Origin of the sequence: Enterobacter sp. DC1 (assembly GCF_000568075.1) — a bacterium.
GTDB classification, from domain to species: Bacteria; Pseudomonadota; Gammaproteobacteria; order Enterobacterales; family Enterobacteriaceae; genus Enterobacter; species Enterobacter asburiae.
In genome coordinates, this window is sequence record NZ_AZUA01000001.1 from 615660 (window position 1) to 634592 (window position 18933).

Below are 18933 nucleotides of genomic sequence, written 5' to 3' on the forward strand. Positions count from 1 at the left end.
TCCTCGTTTACCAGTTCCACAGCGTGCCGTCTTCAAGACGGGCCACCGGCAGATAGGCCGGATCGTAGGGGTATTTCGCCGCCAGTTTTTCATCAAACTCGATGCCCAGCCCCGGCCTGTCGCCCGGATGCATGTAGCCGTTATCAAAGCGCCAGCTGTGCGGGAAGACTTCCAGCATCTGTTCGGAATAGCCCATATATTCCTGGACGCCAAAGTTTGGCACCCACAGGTCGAAATGCAGCGCGGCGGCGTGGCATACAGGCGAGAGATCCGACGGACCGTGCGAGCCGGTGCGCACCTGGTAGAGCGAGGCGAAGTCCGCGATGCGACGCATCCCGGTGATCCCGCCCGCGTGGGTAATGGTGGTGCGAATATAGTCGATGAGCTGCTCTTCGATGAGCTGCTTGCAGTCCCAGATGCTGTTAAACACTTCCCCCACCGCAATAGGCGTGACGGTATGCTGGCGGATCAGGCGGAAGCAGGCCTGGTTTTCCGCAGGCGTTGGATCTTCCATCCAGAACATGCGGAATTCTTCAATGCTCTTGCCGAAGCGCGCCGCTTCGATTGGCGTCAGGCGGTGGTGCATGTCGTGCAGGAGATGTTCATTGAAGCCGAATTTACTGCGCACCGCGTCGAACAGCTTCGGTGTGAAATCGAGATATTTTTCGGTCGACCACAGCTGCTCTTCCGGCCAGTCGCCTTTGGTCGCAGGCTCGTAGGCCAGCCCCTTCCCTTTGGCCATGCCGTAGGTGGTTTTCATGCCCGGCACGCCGCACTGCACGCGAATCGCCTTAAAGCCCATCTCTTTATGACGGGCGTAGTCTTCCAGCACATCGTCAATGGTGTGACCGGTCGTGTGGCAGTAAACCATCACGCCTTCGCGGGATGCGCCGCCCAGCAGCTGGTAGAGCGGCATATTGGCCGCTTTGGCTTTGATGTCCCACAGCGCCATGTCCACGGCAGAGATGGCCGACATGGTGACCGGGCCGCGACGCCAGTAGGCGCCCTTATAGAAGAACTGCCAGATATCTTCGATGCGGTGCGCATCGCGGCCAATCAGCTGGGGGCATAGATGGTCTTTCAGGTAGGAAGCCACGGAGAGTTCACGCCCGTTTAGCGTGGCGTCACCGAGTCCGACAATCCCCTCGTCGGTGGTGATTTTAAGGGTGACAAAGTTCCGCCCCGGGCAGGTAACAAACACGTCAGCCGCGACAATCTTCATAATTCCTTTCCTTACATCATTCGTTGTGATGCTGGAAATTTACCCACCAACCCTACTACCATACAAGTATAATGATCATAAAATCGGCTAACGATCACAAAACCGGGGGCTCAGGCCCGCCCCCATCCCGCCACAATAATCAGCATGCCGCACAGGGCAACCAGCGCGCCGGCCCAGTCGTAGGCGCTGAGCTTCACGCCGTCCACTACGCGTAGCCACAGCAGCGCGGTACAGACATAGACACCACCGTAAGCGGCGTAGACGCGGCCGCTCGCGGCCGGATGGAGCGTTAACAGCCAGACAAACAGGGCCAGCGCGACGCTTGCCGGGATGAGCAGCAATACGGATCCCCCCTTCTTCAGCCAGAGCCAGGGCAGGAAGCAGCCGATGATTTCGCATAGCGCGGTAGCAAAAAAAAGCAGCGTCGTTTTGAGCATAGTTAACGTCAGGTGAGGATCTATTTAGACATCATACCCGATAATGTCCTTTACTTTTCCATACTTGCTCCGCGGGTATGCCGTCATTTCTCTTTGGTGTAGAATCTGTTCGGGGTAACTTGATTATCTGCACCCATTTAAAAGGAAACGCTATGACCACATTAAGCAAACGCCTTTGTCTGACAGCCCTGCTGGCGCTGTCATCGTTCGCCTTTGCCGCCTCTGCGACAGCGGAAACCAGCAAGCTCATTATTGAGTCTGGTGACAGCGCGCAAAGCCGCCAGAACGCCGCCATGGACAAAGAACAATGGAATGACACCCGCAGCCTTCGTCACAAGGTCAACAAACGTGCTGAAAAAGAGTGGGACAAAGAAGATGTCGCTTTTGACGCGCGCGATAAGTGTCAGCAAAGTGCAAACGTCAACGCCTACTGGGAGCCAAACACCCTGCGCTGTCTGGATCGCCGCACTGGCCGCACGGTAGCCCCGTAATGTCGGCGCCCTGCGACGTTAAGCTTCGCCCGCTGGAGCGTGAAGACCTGCGCTTCGTCCACCAGCTCGACAATAACGCCAGCGTGATGCGCTACTGGTTCGAAGAGCCGTACGAGGCTTTTGTTGAGCTGTCCGATCTCTACGATAAGCACATTCACGATCAGAGCGAACGTCGTTTTGTGGTGGAGTGTGAAGGCGAAAAAGCCGGTCTTGTGGAGCTGGTTGAAATCAACCATGTTCACCGTCGGGCGGAGTTTCAGATCATTATTTCCCCTGAGCATCAGGGAAAAGGCCTTGCCTCACGGGCAGCGAAGCTGGCGATGGATTACGGGTTCAACGTTCTGAATCTCTACAAGCTTTACCTGATTGTGGATAAAGAGAACGAGAAGGCGATCCATATCTACCGCAAGCTGGGCTTTATGGTGGAAGGCGAGCTGATTCACGAGTTCTTTATCAACGGTGAATACCGCAATACCATTCGCATGTGCATCTTCCAGCATCAGCACCTGGCCGGACACAAGCCGTCAGGCGCCAGCCTGCTGAAACCTACCGCGCAGTGAGATTGGTGATAAACCCTGTCAAAAAACATTGAGCTGTCTTTCTTGCCGGGTGGCGCTACGCTTACCCGGCCTACATTATGCAAGAGTATCAATGTCTTGCACATTTCCTTGTAGGCCCGTGCAAGCGTAGCGCCGCCGGGCGAAACTCACAAAAATGCACTTTATTCTCAGTAGTATTCAATCGTGTTTTTGATAGTGTATTTGCGCTCAACGGCAGGTTTGACGCTATCGTCGGTGATCGTAAGGTCACAGCTCACCGGATTATTGTGTCGATCGTAATCGCAGCTCTGCTTCACGTTGCCCAGCGGCTTGTCATTCAGCATGCTTACTGCCGAGTAATCCATTCTTTTGCGAACGTCTTTAGACGGCGTCGACTGTACGGACAGGTGCTGATCCCCGGAGACGGTGGTTTTGCCTAGCGGGTAGCCATCCGCATCGTAGCGATACTTCACTTCCATCTCTTTGCCGTGCGCCGCCACCACAAAACCATTGTCGTCGGTATCCCAGGTTATCCCGGCTGACGGCAGTTCGGCTAGCTGGCATTTCCCCTGCAGCTTCACTTTGCGCTGCTGGGTCTCCGCATCAAGGTAGTAATTGGCATCCAGCACCAGCGCCACGCCGGTGTTGGCCTCCAGGTCGTGCAGCTCCAGCGTATCGAAACACCCTTCCGTCGACACGGTGCCGGTGACCCGTTTGGACACTTCGCCCTTCTCGTTGAACAGCGTCTGGGTAAAGTCTTTGACCGGGCCGCGCAGCGGGTCAAAATCAAATTCGTTCGAAAAACTCGCCATTTCGGGCGTAAACGACAGCGGCGCGGAGCTGTTGTCGCACCCCACCAGTGTTGCTGCCAGTAGCGTTATCGCTGCGTATTTCTTCACATTTATTACCGTAAAGGGAGATTATTCCCAATCATATTAGCAAATACAGTTGTTTACACGAAGCCTGCTAAAATTAATCTCTACACAGAGAAAAGGAGCTACAGATGAAACGGTTACCCTGGATTACCGCCCTGCTGTTAATGAGTGCCTCAACGGCCGCGCTGGCGGCACCGGATTCCTGCGAGCGCGTGAAAAGCGACATTCAGCAGAAAATTATCAACAACGGTGTGCCTGAATCAGGTTTTACGCTGAGCATTGTGCCGAACGATCAGGCCGACCAGACGGGCACGCAGGTGGTAGGCCACTGCGCCAACGACACCTTTAAAATTTTGTACACCCGCACAGGCAACGGGGCTGCTGAAGTGCAGTAATTTACCCTCAATCCCCTTTGATTTGATGAGGATTAAGATTTAATACCCCCAAATCAGTAACACTCACCCCATCATTAGCCCGGTTATCATTTCGGGAAAAATAATACGCAATTATATACCCTAAATAATTCGAGTTGCAGGAAGGCGGCAAGGGAACGAATCCCCAGGAGCGTACATAAGTACGTGACTGGGGTGAGTGAGTGCAGCCAACGCACCTGCAACTTGAAGTATGACGGGTATAATGATGGGGTGAGCCATGTCCGATACTGAACATCACGGCGGGATTAGCCGTCGAACTCTCGTGAAATCTACGGCAATAGGTTCTCTGGCGCTTGCCGCTGGCGGGATCTCGCTTCCTTTTGGTTTAAAAAGCGCCGCCGCCGCGGTGAAGAACGCCGTCCAGCCTGCTGAAGATAAAGTGGTATGGGGCGCCTGCTCGGTCAACTGCGGCAGCCGCTGCGCGCTGCGTCTGCACGTCCGCGACGACGAAGTGTACTGGGTCGAAACGGATAACACCGGTGAAGATATTTACGGTAACCATCAGGTGCGCGCCTGCCTGCGCGGGCGTTCAATTCGCCGTCGGATCAATCACCCTGACCGTCTCAACTACCCGATGAAACGCGTGGGCAAACGCGGTGAGGGCAAGTTTGAGCGCATCTCGTGGGACGAAGCGCTGAACACCCTCACCGCCAGCCTGAAAGACGTGGTCAGCAAATACGGCAACGAAGCGGTGTATATTAACTACTCCTCCGGGATTGTCGGCGGCAATATCACCCGCTCCTCCCCTTACGCTTCGCTGGTGGCGCGCCTGATGAACTGCTACGGCGGTTTCCTGAGCCACTACGGCACCTACAGCACGGCGCAAATCGCCTGCGCCATGCCTTACACCTACGGCAGCAACGACGGGAACAGCACCTCGGATATTGAAAACACCAGGCTGGTGGTGATGTTCGGCAATAACCCGGCGGAAACGCGCATGAGCGGCGGTGGGATTACGTATTATCTGGAGCAGGCTCGCGAGCGGTCCAACGCGCGAATGATCGTTATCGACCCGCGCTATACCGATACTGCAGCCGGACGCGAAGATGAGTGGATCCCGATCCGTCCGGGTACCGATGCCGCACTGGTAGCGGGTATTGCCTGGGTATTAATCGACGAAAACCTGGTCGACCAGCCGTTTCTGGATAAATACTGCGTTGGCTACGACGAAAAAACGCTTCCGGAAGGCGCGCCCGCTAACGGCCACTACAAAGCGTATATTCTCGGCCAGGGCGATGACAATACGGCGAAAACGCCGGAGTGGGCCTCACGCATCACCGGCATTCCCGCGGATCGCATCGTCAAGCTTGCCCGCGAAATCGGCTCCGCGAAGCCGGCCTATATCTGCCAGGGCTGGGGACCACAGCGCCAGGCGAACGGCGAGCTGACGTCACGCGCCATCGCCATGCTGCCTATCCTCACCGGAAACGTGGGCATCAACGGCGGTAACAGCGGCGCGCGCGAGTCCACCTACACCATTACCATCGAACGTATGCCGATACCGGATAACCCGGTCAAAACGCAGATCTCCTGCTTCAGCTGGACGGATGCCATCGCCCGCGGACCGGAGATGACCGCCCTGCGCGACGGCGTGCGTGGGAAAGATAAGCTGGACGTGCCGATTAAGTTCATCTGGAACTACGCGGGCAATACCATCATCAACCAGCACTCCGATATCAATAAAACTCACGATATCCTGCAGGATGAAAGCAAGTGCGAAATGATTGTCGTCATCGACAATTTCATGACCTCGTCAGCGAAGTACGCCGATATCGTGCTGCCTGACCTGATGACCGTCGAGCAGGAAGACATCATTCCGAACGATTATGCGGGCAATATGGGCTACCTGATTTTCCTCCAGCCCGTGACCGCGCCGAAGTTCGAGCGTAAGCCTATCTACTGGATCATGAGCGAAGTGGCGAAACGCCTCGGGCCGGATATCCATCAGAAATTCACCGAAGGACGCACGCAGGAACAGTGGCTGCAGTTTCTGTATGCCAAAATGCTCGCGAAAGATCCTCAGCTTCCATCCTATGACGAGCTGAAAAAAATGGGCATCTATAAGCGCAAAGATCCGAGCGGACACTTCGTGGCCTATAAAAAATTCCGCGAGAACCCGGAAGCCAATCCGCTGAAAACGCCATCGGGCAAGATTGAAATTTACTCCAGCAAGCTGGCGGAGATTGCGGCTACCTGGGAGCTGGAAAAAGATGAGACCATCAGCCCTCTGCCCGTCTACGCCTCGACCTTTGACGGCTGGGACGCGCCCGAGCGCGCGCAGTTCCCTCTGCAGCTGTTTGGCTTTCACTTCAAAGCCCGGACCCACTCGAGCTACGGTAACGTCGACGTGCTGAAAGCGGCCTGCCGCCAGGAGGTCTGGCTTAATCCTGTCGATGCCGAAAAACGCGGCATTAAGAACGGCGATACGGTGCGCGTCTTTAATAGCCGCGGCGAGGTGCGAATTGAAGCGAAGGTCACGCCACGCATCATGCCAGGCGTGAGCGCCATGGGCCAGGGCGCCTGGCACGATGCCAATATGAGTGGCGATCGTATCGACCACGGCTCGTGCATCAACACGCTGACGACCCATCGTCCTTCTCCGCTGGCAAAAGGCAACCCGCAGCACACCAATCTGGTGCAGATTGAGAAGGTGTAAAGGGTGAAACGCGAGGCACTGGTTTATTCTATGGTCATTATTATCGGTTAACACAGTCGCGCGGACGTCATCCGCGCGAGCAAGGAAGGTTTAATGAAAGACGTCTCACATCGTGAATCGTTCGCGTTCAGCGCCCGGGTGCTGGGCGCGCTGTTTTATTTCGCTCCCGACAGCGAGCAGGCCGCGCCGCTGGTGAAAGCGCTCACCGCTGGCGAATGGGTTCAGGACTGGCCCCTGCCTTCGGAAACGCTGCAGCCGGTTGCCGATACGTTTGCCTCATCTTCCGATGAGCCGCTGGCGGACGCCTGGCAACGGCTGTTTATTGGTCCGTATGCCCTGCCCGCTCCGCCGTGGGGTTCCGTCTGGCTGGACCGTGAATCCGTATTGTTTGGCGACTCGACCCTCGCGCTGCGCCAGTGGATGCGTGAGAACAATATCGCGTTTGAGATGCAGCAGAATGAGCCGGAAGATCATTTCGGTACTTTGCTGCTGCTGGCGGCGTGGCTGGCCGAGAATGGCCGCGAGTCGGAGTGCGCTCAGCTTCTGGCGTGGCACCTGCTGCCGTGGAGCACCCGCTTCCTGTCGGTGTTTGTCGAAAACGCCGGGCATCCGTTTTATACCGCGCTGGGCAGGCTTGCGCAGCTGACGCTCGCGGACTGGCGATCCGGGCTGCTTATTCCGGTTACGGAAAAGACGCTGTATCGCTAAGGGTGTGGCTTGCTCGCGGTTGGCGGGCAAGCCTTTAGCTTATACCTCGCCACCTGATTCACTCGCACTCTCTTTGCTCTGAATGAACCGAAGTGCCAGATAGAGGTCTGGCGCCAGAATCATGTCATCATCATTCATTGTTGGCCGACTCTCTTTAAACCAGCGCGTTAATTCCGTTTTCCTGCCCGCAAGGATTAATTTAATCTGTCGCCCCTTCAGGTCACGCTTTAACTCATTAATGGTTGCCAGAACGCTGATGTCTGAATAGGTGAAGCAAGCAACGGCATCAATGACCACCCATTTAGGTTGTAATGCCGCACCATCAACCAGGTTCAATACCCGACGTTTAAAATAAGCCACGTTAAAATAGGTCAACGGTGAGTTAAATCGATACATCAGCACGCCCGGGACCATTTTAATATCGGTTGTATTACCTAATGAGTGAATCATTCCATCTTCGTCAGTGCCCAGCAAGTGCTCAGAGGGACGAAACACCGTACGCAGGAACTGTAACAGGCCAAGCAACACCGCAAGGCCGATCCCCTGGATAACGCCGATAATTAACACACAGCCAAACGTGAAGAAGGCCAGGCGAAATGCCTGTTTATTTCTTCGCCTCAGATTCCATAACCCGCGCAGATCAATTAATGACCAGGATGCGTACATCAGAACAATACCTAATGCAGATACCGGAATAAATTGTAATGGCTGAGTGAAAAACACCACTACGATACCGATGAGTAAGGCTGCGACGATGGAAACCAGCTGACTTTTCCCACCCACTGAATCATTAACCGCGGTCCGGGAGTCGGCTCCACTGATAGCAAACCCCTGAGATAACCCGGACATAATGTTCGCAATACCCAGCGCTCTGAACTCTGCATCAGCATTGATTTCATAGCCATTTTTCGCGGCGAAACTGCGGGCGGTCAGCATCAGGCTGACAAAACTGACCAACGCCAGGTTCAGCGCCGGGATCACTAAATCACGCATCGGACCGGGCTGGAACGCGCCCCAGTTAACGACGGGTAAACCAGGCTGGAAGCCTTCCCCCCCGATAGTGGCAATACCATACTGTTGCGCAGATGTTCCCCATACCAGAACCGTTGTCAGCACAATCGCAATCAACGGTGCTGGCCAGTGGCTGCGATACGTTTTAATAACTATTAAAATAATTAACGTTAAAAGCGATATCCCAACGGTTAATAAATGGCTGTCTGAAAGACGTCCCGGCAACGCCATTATTTTCTCAATAACCTGCGCTTCGTCGAGTTTTATCCCCAACACCTTGCCTACTTGCCCGACAATAATCGTCACGGCAACGCCATTAAGCAAACCCGTAAGGATGGGATGAGAAAGCAGATCGGCAAGTGCGCCCAGGCGAAATTTACTGGCAAGCAGGCACCAACCGCCCATCATCAACGTCATGATGATTGTTAGTTGCCAGTGCAGTTCGGGATTACCTGCAGAAAGCGGAAACACGACGGCCGCAATCACCGCGCAGGTCGTGGCATCAGGGCCCACAATAAGCTGACGTGAAGAACCAAACAGTGCATAAGCTATCATTGGTAAAACGCAGGAATACAGCCCCACTATTGCCCCAACACCTGCCAATTCAGCATAAGCAATAGCGACCGGTAGCGCGACAGCCGCAACGGATAACCCGGCTTTAACATCATGTTTTAGCCAGCTTTTATCGTAGGCTAACAAAGTTTGTAAACCTGGCATGTAGTTTAATAAAACGTTTCCGAACACGTTATTCTCCGGATATAAATATTACCCGCGTAATGTTGGCACACTTCTCAGAGAGGTTCTGGCTTTCAAATGCTCCGGATTAAGGCCGCCACTGTTCAGAATCTAATAACAGTTCAACTATTTATTATTCTGACTGGTGTTAAACATAGTTCAAAAACGACCTCTCGTGACTATTCTTCGTCTGGGAACGTATCGGCTTCAGGAGAATAATGCTGACAAACGCATGCCAGCTTATGCCCGTCAGGATCGCGCAGATAGGCAACATAAAAATCGGGGCCGTACGCGGTTCGTGTCCCTGGCATGCCTTCACTCTTCCCTCCCGCAAGGAGGCCTGCGGCATGGAAACGTCTGACAAGCTCAGCGTTACCTGCACGGAATGCGAACATTGTCCCGTTTCCCGCCGTTGCGGGTTGGCGGTCAAATGGAGGGCAAATACAGAAGCTGAACCCCTCATCCGGATTATTTTCATCTCCCCACATTGCCCAGTCCTCGGTCCAGGCAGGCAAACGTGAATAGCCAAGCACGTTAAAAATCGCGTCATAAAACGCCGCGGCGCGCTGAAGATCGTTTGTACCTATAGTGATATAAGTCAGCATCTTGTCTCATCCTCTTTGCCGTTTTCTGAACAAACATTATACCTCAGAGGGTAAGGTCATCTCAGCCCGCTAACCCGTGACGTGAAGACCTCAAGTTTCCGTACGTATGCTAAAATTTATCCAGCTGAAGACCGAAGAACAGTCCTTATATTTTCAGTACGTTAGCCAAAGTGAGCGAATATGGATAATATTCCACATAAGCAGACAGATCGGAAAAGATGGCCCACATGGCTGTGGTGCGGAAGTTTTTATCTTTTTACGTTGCATTGCTCTGCAGATGAAATAAATCTGTATTCAATAAACACCGGCTCATACGTTTATCATCTGACGCATAATCGAGGACAATACACGGAGAATTTTGAAAATAAGTTCATATCCGTGGAGAGGAAATTCTCGGATACGTCGAAATACAGTCTTGTGCTAGGCACAATGAAAAACAGCTTTAATGACAGATGCCTGGCTGCCGGGGTTAGAAGAGACTGGGCTGGATGGGATAACGGTTGGGTTTTTAAAGGAATCTATGGATATGTAGGTGAATTTTTCTTTGATACTTTCGATGATTGTGGCGACCATGGTTCATACCATGATTTTAAAAAAGTAACAGGGATAGGGTTCTCTCCTTACATATATCATGGATTCCAGTATAATTTTACGTCTTATTTTGGAATGGATGTGGGTATTATCATACCTTCCGTGTTTGTCATTACGGCACAATGGAGCTTTAGGTAAATCCGTCAACCGCGAGTGCAGTACTGTAACTGTCTGCAAAGGGAACCGCCCCGCCATCTCAACCGGAGCGGCTTAAATTACAGCTGGTGCGCGCTCAAAACGTTAAGCCACCGCGGCCAACGATCAGAAACTGTACGTCACCTTCAAACTTCCCGTGGGCGATGTTTTGCGTTGCACAATGGGGCTATCACCCGCATCCCCCGTCAGCTGCGTAACGCCCGCTGAGGCAAGTACGCTCCAGCGCGAGGTGAGCCTGTGGGTCCAGTCCAGATTCATCGACCAGGCATAAATCCCGGCCCCGGCGTCATGTCGGGCAAAACCCGATGCGCTCGACTGAGCGGCGCTGACCCCGTAGTAGGTCTGCATATACTTGCCCGATCCCCAGCTGCCGGTCAGCGCCAGCGTCACCTCATTTTTGGGTGAGGTATAGAACGGGCTGGAAATGCCGAAATGAACCGCTTCACCGTTGTCTCTCTCAGAAACCGGTACCTCTGCCTGCATCTGCAGGTGAAGCCAGTCGGTCACCCTGTACTCAAGCCCGGGCACAACGATTGCCGAGCCTTTTATCTCGCCCATTCCCCGCAGCTCGTCGCTGCCGGAGCTGATGGAATCGCTGCTCACATCTTTATCTTTACGGCCAACTCGATAGCTCAGCGCGGCGCTGTAGCCCAGGTTGCCGATGTTGTTGCCGTAACCGATCCCTCGCGTGGTGCCGATAAAAAAGCCGTTTGCCATGGCGTAATCCACCACCTGAGCCGCGCTGACGCGGGTTTTATCTGAACCCGAGTAGCGCGGCGCGACGTCCACGCCGCCCCCCAGGGTTAAGACGTTACCCTGGCTCTGCTCTGCCGCCAGCGCAGGCGTGGTCAGTAATGCCAGAACGACGCCCGGCACGAGGTTTTTCAGGCTGCGGCCCGGACGAAAATGGGGGAACGTATGACGCAGTTCGATGTTTCTCATTACAGAAGCCCTTTTGGATTCAAATGATGACGATGCATGCGGTTAACCGCCAGAACGCCCATTCTGAATACCGACCCTAAGGTTCTGATGAGCCGAAAATGAAGAAATACTGAAGCGCGAGCCGGTGCTGTAAACCGGGCAGGTTTCCTGATACCGTTTTTTTCTTAAGATGTTCTTCATTCACGGTTGATACAGTTACCAGTGTGAAAATTCTACTAATTGAAGACGACCTGGATCTCGGCAACGGCGTACGTATCGCCCTCTCCGATCAAGGATTTGACGTCATATGGGTTCGCCGCAAAGAGGATGCGCTGCATCAGCTGGACGTCTGCGTGCCGGAACTTATTTTGCTCGACCTGGGGCTGCCCGACGGCGACGGCATGAGCCTGATGACGCGTTTGCGTCAGCAGCTTAAGGGGATCCCGGTTATCATCCTGACGGCGCGAGGCACGCTGCAGGATCGGCTGTCCGGGCTGGATGCCGGTGCGGACGACTATCTCGTCAAGCCTTTTATTCTCGCCGAGCTGCTGGCGCGAGTCAGAGCCCTGGCGCGGCGCAGCTACGGTTTCGAGAATGAGGCGATAGAAATTCGAGGCCTATCTCTTCATGTCCCGACGCGTCGCGTTACGGTGAGCGAGCGCCACGTAGACCTGACGGCGAGTGAATATGCGCTGCTGGAAACGCTGATGCTGCGAGCTGACCGCGTGATTACGCGACGGTTTCTGGAAGAAAGGATATTCGGCAACAAAGAGAACCTCAGCAACGCGCTCGACGTGCATATGGGTAATTTGCGGCGAAAGATTGGCGACGGCTATGTGCGAACGGTGCGGGGCGTCGGGTATGTCATTGATACCGTTTCAGTGCAGAAGGTGGCCGGGTAATGCAAAACGTCTGGTATCACCTGAAACGCCCAACGCTGGTACGGCGAATTATCATCGCACAGATGCTGCTGCTTACCCTGCTGTGGTGTCTTTTTGTAACCTTCATCCTGTGGGAGGACCTGCGCAGTCCTCCCATTATCACGGGCAGTAATACCTACGAAACCCTTTTTACCCTGGTTGAGAAGATGGACGGACGCCCGCAGGATCGCACCGCAGTGCTGGAAGCCTTCAGCAAAGCGCTGCGTGAGGGCTATGGCGGCGGGGAAGATCCCGTGCTGTCGATTAACCTCATCGTTCGCAAGAATAATGCCGTTATATTTTCATCACAGGGAGCGCCCGCAGGGGTAACAAACACCCGGCTGGGGGAAATGGAGCACGTGCAGAGTGAAGGCCGCGTCTGGACCAGCCGCACCCTCAAATCCCCTCGCTCCGACGTGGAGGTTACCCTTTTCACCCCTGCCAGCGGCTGGAACTTCTTTATCTACCTGAACTCGCGCGGCTACTACATCCTGCCGCTGCTGGTCTGCTTCCCTTTTCTTCTGTTTCCCGCGTGGCTGTCAATCCGTATTGCGATGCGCCCCTGGAATAAAGTGGTCAATGAAATTACGCTGCGCACGCCTGACGATCTCTCCCCTTTAAAGGCCGTTCCCGGACACAGGGAGCTTCGCCAGATGGTGGATGCGATCAACGACTTCCTTGCCAGAGTGCGCGAAAGCGCGGAAAGGGAACGGGTTTTCATTGCGGATGCCGCGCACGAGCTGCGTACCCCCCTCGCGGCGATGCGCATCAACGTGGAAGCGCTGCAGTCCTGGGTCATTAGCGAAAGCCAGCAGGAGCTGCTGGCGGGGGTGATTCGCAGTAATAGCCGGGCAGCGCGTCTCGTCAACCAGCTGCTGCTAATGATGCACAGCGAAGCGCGCATTGATACGGACATGGAGCCCGTGCCGCTGACGACGCTCATCCAGGAGCGAATGGCCGAGCTGGAACCGCTGGCCTCTGCGCGCAGAATTGAGCTGGAATTCCTCGCCGAGGATGACATCTGGATCGCTGGCGTCAGGGAACGCCTGGTATCGCTTATTGATAACCTCATTGAGAACGCCGTGAAGTACAATCCCGAGGGCGGGCGGATTCAGGTTGATGTCTGCATAGCAGATGGCTTCGCGCGGCTTCGCGTTTCAGATGCAGGACCCGGTATTCCGGTTGAACTGCGCGAGCGCGTGTTCGACCGGTTTTTCCGCGACCCCAATCAGGTGCAAAGCGGTAGCGGGCTGGGGCTAGCCATCGTGAAAGCGGTGGCGCAGCAACACAACAGCAGCGTAAACCTGAGTACTTCCGCTGAAGGTGGCCTGATGGTGACGGTTGACTTCCCGAACCGCACGTTTTGCTAAATCAGAACAGGGAGTTCGATCGCAAATGCCGCAGATTGCTTCAAAATAATTACCGTATTTGTTATATTGTTGTTTATTGCTTATTCACCTCTGCGGTGCCAAAAAGAACAAGATTCACCGCAACCCAGGACAGAGAAATGTTAGATTACCGCTTCCCGACAGCTTTGCAGATGGTTCTCAGCGTAGCGATGGCGGAGCAATTGGGTGAACGTTCCACGAGTGCGATTCTGGCCTACGGCCTGGAAGCGAACCCGAGCTTCATCCGCAAATTGATGGTTCCGCTGACGCGTGACGGCATTATCGTCTCAACGCTTGGCCGTAACGGTTCAATTCATCTTGGTCGCCCTCCGGAAGAGATCACCCTGCGCGACATCTACCTTTCGGTCATCGAAGATAAAAAGCTGTGGGCGTCGCGCCCTGACGTGCCGGCCCGCTGCGTGGTCAGCGCTAACGCCTGCTGGTACTTCAAATCGATATCCGAAGAAGCCGAGGAGGCTTCGTTAGCGGTACTGGCCCGCCATACCGTGGCAAGCGCCCTGGAAGCGGTCAAAAACGCCGATAGCAGCGGATGGGATCCGCTCCCGGACCTTATTGCCCAGTATCAAAAAACGTCTTAACGATCTTGTTGAGTGGCGCAGTGCTTACCCGGCCCACATTCTGATGTAAAAAAAAACCGCCTTCACAATGAAGGCGGTTTTTTATTATCAGCAGCGTTCCTACGCGGGCAGAACGTCCCTTTCCTCTTTTTTCCCGCGCGTCACAAACTTACGCAGCGTCACGTAAAACACCGGCGTCAGGAACAGACCAAACAGCGTCACGCCCAGCATCCCGGAGAAGACGGTGATCCCGGTGACGCCGCGCACTTCTGCGCCCGCACCGTGGCCGAGGATCAGCGGAATAGTCCCGGCAATAAAGGCGATGGAGGTCATCACAATCGGGCGTAAACGCAGGCGGCACGCCTCCAGCGCGGCTTCCATAATGCCTTTGCCCTGAATTTCCAGCTCGCGGGCAAACTCCACGATAAGAATCGCGTTTTTACAGGCCAGCCCCATCAGAACCACCAGCCCTACCTGCACGAACACGTTGTTATCGCCACCGGTCAGCCAGACGCCAAACAGCGCGGAAAGCATGGTCATCGGCACGATGAGGATCACCGCCAGCGGCAGCGTCCAGCTTTCATACAGCGCCGCCAGCACCAGGAACGCAAGCAGCACCGCGACCGGGAAGACGATCAGCGCCGTATTGCCCTGGGTGGCCTGCTGGAAGCTCAGGTCAGTCCATTCAATGTTCATCCCGTTCGGCAGGATCTGCTTAGACATCGCGTCCAGCTGCGTCATCGCCTGCGCAGACGAAAGCACGCGCGGGTCGGCATCGCCAATCAGATCCGCCGCCGGGTAGCCGTTATAGCGAATCACCGGATCCGGCCCGTAGGTGGTCGTGATTTTTACCATGCTGCCAATCGGCACCATTTCGCCCTGGCTGTTACGGGTGCGCAGATTCGCAATGTCTTCCACGCTGTCGCGGAACTGCCCGTCGGCCTGCGCCATCACGCGCCAGGTACGCCCGAACTGGTTGAAGTCGTTCACGTACGACGAGCCCAGATAGGTTTGCAGCGTACCGAAAAGATCGGTCAGCAACACGCCCTGCGCTTTCGCCTTGTCACGGTCTACCTGCACGTCCAGCTGCGGAACGTTAGCCTGGTAGGTTGAGATCGGGAAGTGCATTCCCGGGGTCTGCATAATCGCCCCGGACATGGTGTTCACCGCGTTTTGCAGCGCGCCATACCCCAGACCGCCGCGGTCCTGAATGTACAGAGAATAGCCCGACCCCTGACCCAGCCCTAAAATCGGCGGCGGCAGGATGGAGAAGCCAAAACCTTCCTGAATTTGCGCGATTTTGGCGTTAATCTCCGCGTTTATTTCCGCCGCAGTATGTTTACGCTGGTCGAACGGCTTCAGGCCGAAGAACACCGTCCCGGTATTCGGCGTGTTGGTGAACTGCAGCGCGTTCAGCCCCGGGAACGCCACCGCGTAGTCCACGCCTTCGGTATTCATCCCGATTTCGCTCATTTTGCGGATCACCGCGTCGGTGCGCGCCAGCGACGAACCTTCCGGCATTTTCACGCCGCCAATCAGATACAGCTTGTCCTGCGTCGGAATAAACCCGCCGGGCACCGCTTTAAACATCACGCCTGCGGCACAGAGCAGCAGCAGATACACCACAAATACCGCGCCGCGTCGTCCCAGCGTTTTGCCCACCAGCCCCTGATAGCCGTTCGAGCTGCGGTGGAAAAAGCGGTTAAACGGACGGAAAATCCAGCCGAACAGACGATCGATAAGCCGGGTCGGGAAATCTTTCGGCGCGCCGTGCGGTTTTAACAGCAGTGCCGCCAGCGCCGGAGAGAGCGTCAGCGAGTTAATGGCGGAGATGACCGTAGAAATCGCGATCGTCACCGCAAACTGCTTGTAGAACTGACCGGTAACGCCCGAGAGAAACGCCATCGGCACAAACACCGCGCACAGCACCAGCGCAATCGCGATAATCGGCCCGGACACTTCGCGCATCGCCTGATGCGCCGCCGCAAGCGGAGCAAGCCCCTCTTCTATGTTTCGCTCGACGTTTTCCACCACCACGATGGCGTCATCGACCACGATACCGATGGCCAGCACCAGCCCGAACAGGCTCAGGGTATTCAGCGAGAAGCCCAGCAGGTAGAGAATGCTGAAGGTCCCCACCACCGAAACCGGCACCGCGATCAGGGGAATGATCGACGCGCGCCAGGTTTGCAGGAACAGGATCACCACCAGCACCACCAGAACCACCGCTTCCAGCAGCGTTTGCACCACCGCGCGGATGGAGTCGCGCACGAAAACGGTCGGATCGTAAGGTGCCGCCCACTTCATGTCCGCCGGGAAGCGCGTGGACAGTTCGTCCATTTTCGCACGCACCGCGTTAGACAAATCGATGGCGTTTGCCCCAGGAGACTGGAAGATACCAATCCCGACCGCGTCTTTATTGTTCAGCTGGGAACGCAGCGCATAGCTGCCGGACCCCATTTCGATACGCGCCACGTCGCGCAGTCGGACGACCGTACCGTCCTGCGTCGTTTTCAGGACAATATTGCCGAACTCTTCTTCGGTATGCAGACGCCCCTGGGCGTTAATGGAGATCAGGAAATCGCTCTCTTTCGGCAGCGGCTCGGCGCCAAGCTGCCCGGCGGACACCTGTACGTTCTGCTCCTGCATCGCCGTGACCACATCCGAAGCGGTCAGCCCGCGGGCCGCCACCTTGTTCGGATCCAGCCAGACGCGCATTGCGTATTCACCCGAGCCGAAAATCTGGATCTGGCCGACGCCGGGCAGGCGCGCCAGCTCGTCCTTCACCTTCAGCGTGGCGTAGTTACGCATATACAGGGAGTCGTACTTGCCGTTGGGCGAAAACAGATGCACCACCAGCGTCAGCGTCGGGGACTGTTTCTGGGTGGTAATTCCCAGGCGCCGCACGTCTTCCGGCAGACGCGCTTCGGCCTGCGCGACGCGGTTTTGCACCTGAACCTGCGCCTGATCCGGGTCGGTTCCCGGACGGAAGGTGACGGTGGTCACCAGCACGCCATCGGAACCCGCGACGGACTTCATGTACATCATGTTCTCAACGCCGTTGATCGCCTCTTCCAGCGGCGTCGCCACGGTCTCGGCAATCACTTTCGGGTTGGCGCCCGGGTATTCCGCGCGCACCTGCACGCTTGGCGGCACGACGTCAGGGTATTCGCTCACCGGCAGCAGCGGGATGGCGATTAACCCTGTGATAAAAATCAGAATCGACAGGACCGCGGCAAAAATCGGCCTGTCGATGAAAAAGCGGGAAAAGTCCATGGGTTGGATTCTCAGGTCAAGGGATCAGTTGAGGGCGCTGGCGGCGGTCATGGCAACGGTTTTCGCGTTAACCGGCATACCCGGCATAAACACTTTTTGTAACCCCTCGACGATGACTTTATCGCCAGGGTTCAGCCCCTGCCGCACGATGCGTAAACCGTCTGCCAGACGGCCCGGCGTGATGTCACGACGCTGCGCTTTCCCCTCTTTATCCACGATATAAACGTATTTACGATCCTGATCGGTCAGCACCGCTTTGTCGTCGATAAGCGTGGCTTTGAACTCCGCGCTGCCCGGCAGGCGCACGCGGGCAAAAAGTCCCGGCGTGAACTGACGCTGCGCGTTATCCAGTAGTGCGCGCATACGGATGGTACCGGTGCTCGGCGTTAGCTGGTTATCCAGGAAGTCCACTTTGCCCTGATGGGGATAGCCCTCCTCGCCCGTCAGGCCAATCTCAACCGGAAGCGCCGTGTGATTGCTGGACGCCCCCTGCCCGCTGCGGGCCAGATTTTGGTAGTGAAGGTAGGTCGACTCGTCCACGTCAAAGTAGACGTAAACGGTTTTCTGCGAGACCAGCGTGGTGAGGACGCTGGCGGTGTCGCCAGCAGTCACCAGGTTCCCGCTGGTGATCAGCGCCCGGCTGGCGCGACCGTCGATAGGCGCGGTGACTTTGGTGAAGTCCAGGTTGAGCTGCGCGGCGTCCACTGCCGCCTGCGCAGCGCGAATATCGGCCTGCGCCTGAGTGGCGGCCGAACGACGCTGCTCCCATTCTTCGCGGGAGACAACGTTGGTATTGACCAGCTTATCGGTACGGTTAGCCTCACTTTGCGCCAGGCTGGCCTGCGTTTTGGCTCTCGCCAGGTTCGCCTGCGCCTGTTCCAGCGCCGCGCGATAGGTTCGGTCATCAATCGTGAACAGCACCTCGCCCTTCTTCACTTCCTGGCCGTCGGTGTAATTCACTTTATCAATGTAGCCGGAAACGCGCGGACGGAGCTGAACGCTCTCCACCGCTTCAATCCGGCCGTTAAAGCTATCCCACTGGCTAATGGATTTCACCACCACGTCAGCAGCGCTGACGGCGGGCGCAGGCGGCGCGGCATTTTGCGCGACGCTGTTATCGCATCCGACGAGCAGCACGGAGAGCAACATGACCCCCAGCGCGTTCAGATGATAGTTACCCCAGGTTTTTTGCAGGCTCATTATTTTTATTCCGGTAATTGTCGCCGCCGGGCAAGACGCAGCAGGAGGCACCGCGCCACTTCCTTTGTCCGGTGGCTGTCTTAAGGCCATTTGTGTCGTTCATCGCCACAAAACTGTAACAGTTGCGAATACACTATCGCGGCGATTGTAGGAAGGCGCTTAACTAAGTGCAAGAATAATTGTTGCACTT

The 18933-nt window shown here is 55.7% G+C and carries 17 protein-coding genes; 9 read left to right on the forward strand and 8 right to left on the reverse strand.

Going from position 1 to position 18933, the window contains the following annotated elements; translation table 11 throughout:
• Positions 1–7: 7 nt before the first annotated feature.
• Together manD and P346_RS18475 are read right to left on the reverse strand one after the other, a co-directional pair.
• The gene (gene manD / locus P346_RS18480; protein ID WP_032657497.1) at positions 8–1222 is read right to left on the reverse strand and encodes a D-mannonate dehydratase ManD; all 1215 of its coding nucleotides are present in this window, start codon (positions 1220–1222) and stop codon (positions 8–10) included.
• A gap of 110 nt (positions 1223–1332) precedes the next feature.
• Entirely contained in the window at positions 1333–1659 is a 327-nt protein-coding gene (locus P346_RS18475; RefSeq protein ID WP_032657499.1) for a YnfA family protein, read from the reverse strand.
• A 152-nt stretch (positions 1660–1811) separates the two neighbouring features.
• Between P346_RS18475 and P346_RS18470 the strand changes: the two genes are divergently transcribed.
• Entirely contained in the window at positions 1812–2150 is a 339-nt protein-coding gene (locus P346_RS18470) for a DUF1283 family protein (RefSeq protein WP_023311550.1), read from the forward strand.
• Positions 2150–2710, forward strand: a complete 561-nt coding sequence (speG, locus tag P346_RS18465; RefSeq protein WP_023311549.1) for a spermidine N1-acetyltransferase — start codon at positions 2150–2152, stop codon at positions 2708–2710. The genes P346_RS18470 and speG overlap by 1 nt, the downstream gene beginning before the upstream one ends.
• 167 nt (positions 2711–2877) lie before the next feature.
• Here speG and P346_RS18460 read toward each other — a convergent pair whose 3' ends face one another.
• Positions 2878–3588 (reverse strand): YnfC family lipoprotein, encoded by a 711-nt coding sequence (locus P346_RS18460; protein ID WP_032657501.1) that lies wholly within the window; start codon positions 3586–3588, stop codon positions 2878–2880.
• Positions 3589–3692: 104 nt separating this feature from the next.
• On the opposite strand from P346_RS18460, the gene P346_RS18455 reads away from it, so the two are divergent.
• The 3 genes from P346_RS18455 (at position 3693) to dmsD (ending at position 7362) form a co-directional block, all read left to right on the forward strand.
• Positions 3693–3959, forward strand: a complete 267-nt coding sequence (locus P346_RS18455; protein ID WP_032657502.1) for a DUF1161 domain-containing protein — start codon at positions 3693–3695, stop codon at positions 3957–3959.
• A 256-nt stretch (positions 3960–4215) separates the two neighbouring features.
• Positions 4216–6654, forward strand: coding sequence for a selenate/tellurate reductase subunit YnfE (gene ynfE / locus P346_RS18450; RefSeq protein WP_032657504.1), 2439 nt, complete (start codon positions 4216–4218; stop codon positions 6652–6654).
• 93 nt (positions 6655–6747) lie between these two features.
• Positions 6748–7362, forward strand: coding sequence for a Tat proofreading chaperone DmsD (gene dmsD / locus P346_RS18445; protein ID WP_032657505.1), 615 nt, complete (start codon positions 6748–6750; stop codon positions 7360–7362).
• A 39-nt stretch (positions 7363–7401) separates the two neighbouring features.
• Here the strand turns inward: dmsD and P346_RS18440 are convergent, their stop codons facing one another.
• Together P346_RS18440 and P346_RS18435 are read right to left on the reverse strand one after the other, a co-directional pair.
• On the reverse strand, positions 7402–9117 hold the full coding sequence (locus P346_RS18440) for a SulP family inorganic anion transporter (RefSeq protein WP_032657507.1): 1716 nt from the start codon (positions 9115–9117) through the stop codon (positions 7402–7404).
• 170 nt (positions 9118–9287) lie between these two features.
• The gene (locus tag P346_RS18435; RefSeq protein ID WP_032657509.1) at positions 9288–9713 is read right to left on the reverse strand and encodes a VOC family protein; all 426 of its coding nucleotides are present in this window, start codon (positions 9711–9713) and stop codon (positions 9288–9290) included.
• Positions 9714–9893: 180 nt separating this feature from the next.
• Here P346_RS18435 and P346_RS22270 point away from each other — a divergent pair, with 180 nt between their 5' ends.
• Positions 9894–10442: a hypothetical protein gene (locus P346_RS22270; RefSeq protein ID WP_233456512.1), complete on the forward strand. Its 549-nt coding sequence runs from the start codon at positions 9894–9896 to the stop codon at positions 10440–10442.
• Positions 10443–10565: 123 nt separating this feature from the next.
• On the opposite strand, the gene P346_RS18430 is transcribed toward P346_RS22270, so the two are convergent.
• The gene (locus P346_RS18430) at positions 10566–11402 is read right to left on the reverse strand and encodes a MipA/OmpV family protein (RefSeq protein ID WP_032657511.1); all 837 of its coding nucleotides are present in this window, start codon (positions 11400–11402) and stop codon (positions 10566–10568) included.
• Positions 11403–11605: 203 nt separating this feature from the next.
• On the opposite strand from P346_RS18430, the gene P346_RS18425 reads away from it, so the two are divergent.
• The 3 genes from P346_RS18425 (at position 11606) to P346_RS18415 (ending at position 14288) form a co-directional block, all read left to right on the forward strand.
• Entirely contained in the window at positions 11606–12283 is a 678-nt protein-coding gene (locus P346_RS18425) for a response regulator (RefSeq protein WP_032657513.1), read from the forward strand.
• Positions 12283–13671 (forward strand): sensor histidine kinase, encoded by a 1389-nt coding sequence (locus P346_RS18420; RefSeq protein ID WP_032657516.1) that lies wholly within the window; start codon positions 12283–12285, stop codon positions 13669–13671. Before P346_RS18425 ends, P346_RS18420 begins: the two co-directional genes overlap by 1 nt.
• 137 nt (positions 13672–13808) lie before the next feature.
• Positions 13809–14288 carry an RrF2 family transcriptional regulator gene (locus tag P346_RS18415; protein WP_029739386.1) on the forward strand — a complete coding sequence of 160 codons (480 nt, stop codon included), beginning with the start codon at positions 13809–13811 and terminating at the stop codon, positions 14286–14288.
• A gap of 99 nt (positions 14289–14387) precedes the next feature.
• Here P346_RS18415 and oqxB read toward each other — a convergent pair whose 3' ends face one another.
• The gene (gene oqxB / locus P346_RS18410) at positions 14388–17543 is read right to left on the reverse strand and encodes a multidrug efflux RND transporter permease subunit OqxB (RefSeq protein ID WP_032657520.1); all 3156 of its coding nucleotides are present in this window, start codon (positions 17541–17543) and stop codon (positions 14388–14390) included.
• A 24-nt stretch (positions 17544–17567) separates the two neighbouring features.
• The gene (locus P346_RS18405; protein WP_032657523.1) at positions 17568–18743 is read right to left on the reverse strand and encodes an efflux RND transporter periplasmic adaptor subunit; all 1176 of its coding nucleotides are present in this window, start codon (positions 18741–18743) and stop codon (positions 17568–17570) included.
• Positions 18744–18933 lie beyond the last annotated feature (190 nt).